Annotated in this window: 3 protein-coding genes, 1 tRNA gene and 1 pseudogene; all 5 read left to right on the forward strand. The window is 69.8% G+C overall.

What is annotated here, in order from left to right:
* Positions 1-24 precede the first annotated feature (24 nt).
* Positions 25-100, forward strand: a tRNA-Thr gene (locus ACIQ3R_RS13955).
* 101 nt (positions 101-201) lie between these two features.
* Positions 202-1,587 (forward strand): FG-GAP repeat domain-containing protein, encoded by a 1,386-nt coding sequence (locus ACIQ3R_RS13960; protein WP_397419468.1) that lies wholly within the window; start codon positions 202-204, stop codon positions 1,585-1,587.
* Positions 1,588-1,757: 170 nt separating this feature from the next.
* The gene (locus ACIQ3R_RS13965) at positions 1,758-3,770 is read left to right on the forward strand and encodes a caspase family protein (protein WP_397419469.1); all 2,013 of its coding nucleotides are present in this window, start codon (positions 1,758-1,760) and stop codon (positions 3,768-3,770) included.
* Between the two features lie 21 nt (positions 3,771-3,791).
* Complete coding sequence (locus tag ACIQ3R_RS13970; protein WP_397419470.1) at positions 3,792-5,246, forward strand: SH3 domain-containing protein; 1,455 nt, start codon at positions 3,792-3,794, stop codon at positions 5,244-5,246.
* Between the two features lie 139 nt (positions 5,247-5,385).
* Positions 5,386-6,125, forward strand: a pseudogene (locus tag ACIQ3R_RS13975) (hypothetical protein); the annotation flags it as partial.

The following is a 6,125-nucleotide window of genomic DNA, read 5'->3' on the forward strand; positions in this document are numbered from 1 at the left end:
GGTAAAAGCCCGCCTCCGGAAGGGGCCGCCTTAGCTCAGCCGGTAGAGCGGCGCATTCGTAATGCGTAGGTCAGGTGTTCGAGTCACCTAGGCGGCACCACCGGAACTCCGGGCCAAGTCAGACAATTGACCGCCGTCCATGGACGGGCTCCATTCGAATCTCGGTTTGGCGCCGAGGCATTGGGGGCGAGGATGGCCGGGTTGAGGACTTGGGTTGGCGGCCTGTTCGCCGCGGCGATCTGCGCCTCCGCCGCCCAGGCCCAGGCCCAGCCGGCGGTCGGCGACGCGCCGACCCAGGCGCGGTCCGCCGATGGTCGTTACATATCCTGGCGCGAGCACGTGATCGACGAGCGCATGGACGATGGTCGCCCGCTTTCCGGCGGCGACGGTCTGGTGATGGCCGACCTGGACCGTGACGGCCTGGAGGACATTGTTTCGGTGCATGAATCGGACGTGCGCTATGACGGCGTGGCCGACGGCCTGGTCCGGATCGCGTTTCGAACGCGCACGCCCGGTCGATGGGAGAATGTAACCCTGGCCAGCGGGCCCGAGGCGGGCGCGGCGGAAGACGCAGCCATCGGTGATCTCAATCGCGACGGATTCCCGGACGTGGTCGTCGCCGCGGAGCTGGGCCACCTGATCTATTTTGAGAATCCGGGTCGGGATTCCAGGACGCGGCCGTGGAAGCGCCTGATCGTCCCGGCCACCAAGGGGCGGGGTTCGTTCATCCGGGTGTTCCTGGCCGATTTCGATGGCGACGGACGGCTCGAGGTGAGTTCGGCCAACAAGGTCGAACAGAATCCAACCCCGCAGACCCCGCCCGGTCCCATCTCCGTGTTCCAGATCAAGGGCCCGCCGCTGGACGGCGCGAGCTGGAGCGAAACCCAGTTGGGAACCTATGGCGTGCCGCAGAACGCCACGCCCATCGATATCGACAAGGACGGCGACATGGACATTGTCGGCGGGGCGCGGGTCGGGGAGCGGTTGATCATCTTCCGAAACGACGGGGGCGCATTCTCGCCGATCGAGGCGCGGACCGAGGGTGGGCGCACGGGGGTGTTCAATCTGGCCTTTCACGATTTCGACGCCGATGGTCGCCTGGACATCGTCGCCGCGTCGTCCTTCCGACTGGGTTGGTTCAAACAGCCCGACAGCCTCGAAGGCGTCTGGCGTTTTCATGAGATGGGATCGCTGCTCCCGGATCGCGTGACCGGCCTGACCCTGGCCGACATCGACGGCGATGGCGATATGGATGCGATCTCCGGCGGCTACAGCGCGATGCCAAGGGACGCCGACGGCGATCTTCCGCTCACGGCGTCCATGGGACGTCTTGGTTGGTTCGAGAATCCGGGCGCGTCGACCGGCCGGTGGGTGCGGCATGACATTTCGCGGCGTCGACGGGGCATGTTCGACGCCTTTGTCGCGCGGGATGTGGACGGCGACGGCGATGTGGACTTCCTGGGCACCCGCGGCAATTCGGAGCCCTATGACGGGGTCTACTGGCTGGAACAGGTGCGCACCTCGGCGCCGCGTCCAGCCTTCACGCGGGCCCGGCCGCGTGACAGCGCGGAACGCCCGCTTCCCTGACGGCGCGGCGGTCCGTCGCGGGGATTTGACCATTGCGCGCCTTGATCGCGCCGACGCGTCCGTGCTTCCGTGCCGGCCGTATGTTAACCAGGGCCGACTTGGGGCCTGGAGGCGAGAGCGTGATGGGTCGGGCGGCCTGGCCGCGTCCGGAAACCTCGAAGGCGTGGCGCGTGCGCCCCGCCGTGTTCGGCCTGCTGTTCACGATGGCGCTGATCGTCAACGTGGCTTTGGCCACGGCGGCGCTGGCGGCGCCTCGGGTCGCGCTGGTCGTCGGCGTTTCGCAATACGACAAGGTCCCCAGCCTGGCGAACCCGGCCAAGGACGCCCGTCTGGTGCAGCAGACGCTGCAGAAGCTCGGCTTCCAGGTGACGGTGTTGACCGATCCCAACCGCTCGCAGCTGATCGAGGGTCTGGGTGAGTTCGAGACGGCGGCCCAGGGCTCGGAAGCCGCCGTCATCTACTACGCCGGCCACGGCGCGATGATCGACGGGGTCAACTACCTCCTGCCCAAGGACGCGATCAGCACCACGAAGTCGGCTCTGACCGGATCGGCGGTGGAATCGGCGCGGCTGGGCCAGGCGATGCTGGGCGCCAAGGCCGTGCGTCTGATCATCCTCGACGCCTGCCGAAACAATCCGACCGCCACGCGCAGTCTCGGCGGCAACACGCGCGGACTGGCGCGCGAAGCCTCGACCACCAGCGTCCAGGTCGTGACCTTGATGGCCGCCGGTCCCGGCGAGGTCGCGCAGGACGCCGCGCCCGGCGCCAACAACAGCCCCTTCGCCCTCGCCCTCACCCAGGGCCTGACCCGGCCCGGGATCACGGTGGGCGAACTGCCCAGCTATGTTCAGGCCGAGGTCGAGCGGATGACCGAGGGCCAGCAGACGCCGGACCTGCAGGGCATCTGGCCGAATGTGCACTGGAGCTTCGACCCCAACGGTCCGACCAGGTCGGCGGCCGCGCCGGCCGCCGACCTGACCAAGATCAAGTGGGAGAAGGACCAGGTCTTCTGGTCGTCGATCAAGGACAGCGACGATCCGGCGGATTTCAAGGCCTATATGGACGCTCAGGACCGGGGCGAGATCAGCGGTTCGTTCCGGAGGCTGGCGGCCAACCGCGTCAAGGCGCTGGAGCGCTTGCCGGCGGGCTCGTTCCAGGTGGCCTCGCGCTCGGCGCAGCCGGGACAGGATCTGGTGGTCGCGGCGCGCGACGCCTTCGGTCGGGCCGACTATCGCGCCGCCGTGCGCGACTGGACCGCCGCCGCGGGCCAAGGCAACGGCGCCGCAATGTTCAATCTGGGCGTGATGTCGCTGACCGGGCGCGGAGTCGCCAAGGACGCGGCGTCCGCCGCCCGCTGGTTCAAGGCCTCGGCCGACGCCGGACATTCCGGGGGGATGGTCAACTGGGCGCTCTGCCGGCTGAACGGATTCGGGACGGCGCAGGACGAGGCTGACGGCGTGCGTTGGCTGCGACAGGCGGCGGATCGCGGCTCGGCCAACGCCATGGGCATGCTGGCCGAGGTCTATCTGCGCGGGCGCGGCGCGGCGCCGGATGCACGTCAGGCGGCCAGCTGGCTGCAGAAGGCGGTCGATGCAGGCGACGGCCCGTCGATCGCCCAGCTTGGTGAACTCTATGAGCGGGGCGAGGGCGTGCCGCGCGATCCGCGCCGGGCTTTCTCGCTCTATCAGCGGGCGGCGGTGGCCGGCGACACCGACGCCATGGTCCGGCTGGGCTATGTCTTCGAAGACGGCGAGGCCGTGCCCAAGGATGTCGTCCAGGCCGCCACCTGGTACCAGCGCGCCGCGGAAGCCGGCAACAGTGAGGGCATGTCGAGCCTCGCTGTGATGTTCGAGACCGGCCAGGGCCTGCCGCAGGACTTTGCCCGCGCGGCGGACTATTATCGGCTGGCGGCCAACGCCGGAGATGCGCGCGGTTATCTGGGGCTGGGCAGTTTGACGGCGCGCGGCGCCGGCGTCGCGGCCAATCCGGTCGAGGCGGTGCGTCTGTTCCGTCAGGCGGCGGACCGGGGCAGCGCTCTGGCCATGCGCAACCTGGGCATCATGTATGAAACAGGCCAGGGCGCCCGCGCGGATCGCAAGGCGGCGATAGACTGGTATCGTAAGGCCCTGGCGGCGGGTGACCAAGCGGCGCGGGACGAACTGGCGCGGCTGGGCGTCAACTGAGACGGACGGGAGGCGAGGGCGATGGGCGGGTTCCATTCACGGCGTTTGCGCGCGACGGTCAGCATCGTCGCCCTGATCGGACTGATCCCGCCACCGGCCCTCGCCCAGAGCCGTGACGCCGTGTTGAACGGCTGTCAGACCGAGCGGGCGCCGCTGGTCCAGCTCGACAAGGAGTATGGCGACCTAAAGCGCTCCAAGACGAGCGCCGCCATCGGCGAGGGTCTCAAGACCGGGGCCATGGTGCTGGCCAAGGGCGTGATGAGCGGCGGTATTCCGCTGGGCCGGGGCGGCGGCGGTCTCGGCGGCCTGGGCGGGATGGGCTCGCTGATGGGCGCGGTGGGCAACATGGCCATGCAGAGCGCAGCGTCTCAGCCCCAGGCGCAGGGCGCGCCCGCGCCTTCCGCCTCGGCGGCGCTGTTTGGGCCCGACATGCTGTCGAGCGCCATGGGCCTCAACGTCCCGGGCCTCGGCGGCCTGGGCGGCGGCGATGACATGAAGGCCTATGCCGCCCTGGCCGTCCTGGTGGCCATCGTCGCCACCGCCGACGCCTATGCCAAACTCAAGGAGCAGGAAGCGGGCGGAGACCTTAGAAAGGCGTCATTCAACATCGACCAGGACGCCGGGCGGCAGCTGGCGATCAGCCGCCAGATCGCCGATAGCGGCCAGGCGCTGGTGGAATGCCGCACACGCCAGCTCGCCGACATCAACACCCGGCTGGCGGGCGCCGCCAACGACAGGGACCGCCGAGCCATCCGCCGGGAGCGCACCGAACTGACTTCGGCGCTGAAGAAGGACATCGACGTCACGGGCGGGGTGGTCGACCAGCACACCACCATGGCCAAGACGTTCACTCAGGGACGCGCCATGACCGATGGTTCGTCCGAGGCGGACGTGCTCGGCGGCCAGGCGCCGGCCTACGCGCCCGCGCCCTCTGTGACCCGGCTGTCGATGCCGACTTCGGTCGGCGGCCCGCCGGCCGCCGGCGCGCCGCAACAGGCCGCCGCCCCGGCGTCGGCCCCCGCCCCGGCCCTGGTGACGATCCGGGCCGCCGCCCTGCGCAGCGCGCCCGTGGCGTCGGCGGCGCCGGTCCGCAACCTGCCGGTTGGAACCGCGCTGCAAGCCAAGCAGTCGCAGGCCGACGGCGGCTGGTGGGAAGTCGAGGCCGGCGGCGTTACCGGATATGTGCGATCGGCGGAGGTGGGTCCGCCCGGCTCGGCGCCGGCCGCCGCCGCCCCGACCCAGACCGCCGCTGCCGGCCGCCAGGGCGGCCGGGCGGGTCGTGCGCCGGCCGCCGCAGCACCCCCGGCCCGGCCGGTGGTGGCGGGACCGACCAACATCCGGGCTTACAACCAGTCGGTGATAGCCGCGCGGGACAACGGCAAGGGCCGTCTCTCGGCGCTGATGACCGATATCCAGGCGCGCGAACGTCGGGAAAGCGTCTTCTATGCGCTTCTCGACCGCTGGACGCGCGGATAGGCGCTCGGCCGACGTCATCTTCTGGATTCGCAGCGATCCTCATGCCGCACGCGGCGCAGGGCGGACAGTTGCCCCCGGGGCGTATGGCGTCCAAAGTCAGTCCATAAATCGAACTAAGTGAATCGCCGGGGGCGTAGCGATGCGTGATGGAGCGGCCGGCGGCGCCTGGCGATGGGCAGCCTCGGCGCTGGTGCTGGCGGGGCTGCCGCTTGCGGCGAACGCCCAGGCGACGGTCCCGCCTCAACCTGCCGGGCAGGAGGGTGTCTCAAGCTTTCCCGCCGCATTTTTCGCGCCCTACAATCCGGTCAACGCCAACGACATGGTTGCCCGGGTCCCGGGTTTCGAGCTCAAGGATGGTGACGAGCGTCGCGGGTTCGCCGCCGCCGGCAACCTGTTGATCAATGGCGAGCGGCCGAGCTCCAAGACCGCCGCATCGGAACTGCTCAAGCGCATTCCCGCCAGCAGCGTCGTGCGGATCGAACTGATCTCCGGCTCCAATGCGGGGCTCGACGTGCGCGGTCAGTCGCAGCTGGTCAACGTTGTCGTGGCGCGGACAGGCCCGCAAGGCGGCGGTACGACCTGGTCTGTCGGTCTTCGGCATCTGCAGTATTCCAACCGGATCGGCTGGCTGGCGCAGGCGTCGCGCGCCTTCCAGATCACGCCCGAGGCCGAGCTCGGCCTCGACATCCAGTTTCCGAACCTGCTCGGGCGGGGCGACAGTCGCGATACGCTGGTGACCGGCGCCGGCGTGTTGACGGGCGCCCGGCGGCTGCTGGGCAAGCCCCAGAATATCGGCGCCCAGGGCTCGGCGACCCTGCGCTGGCGGCCGAGCCCGGTCGATGTGGTGAACGCCAACATTCAGGTCGCCCCGACCTGGAA

The sequence above is a fragment of the Phenylobacterium sp. genome, from assembly GCF_044371015.1.
In the GTDB taxonomy this organism is placed as follows: domain Bacteria; phylum Pseudomonadota; class Alphaproteobacteria; order Caulobacterales; family Caulobacteraceae; genus Phenylobacterium.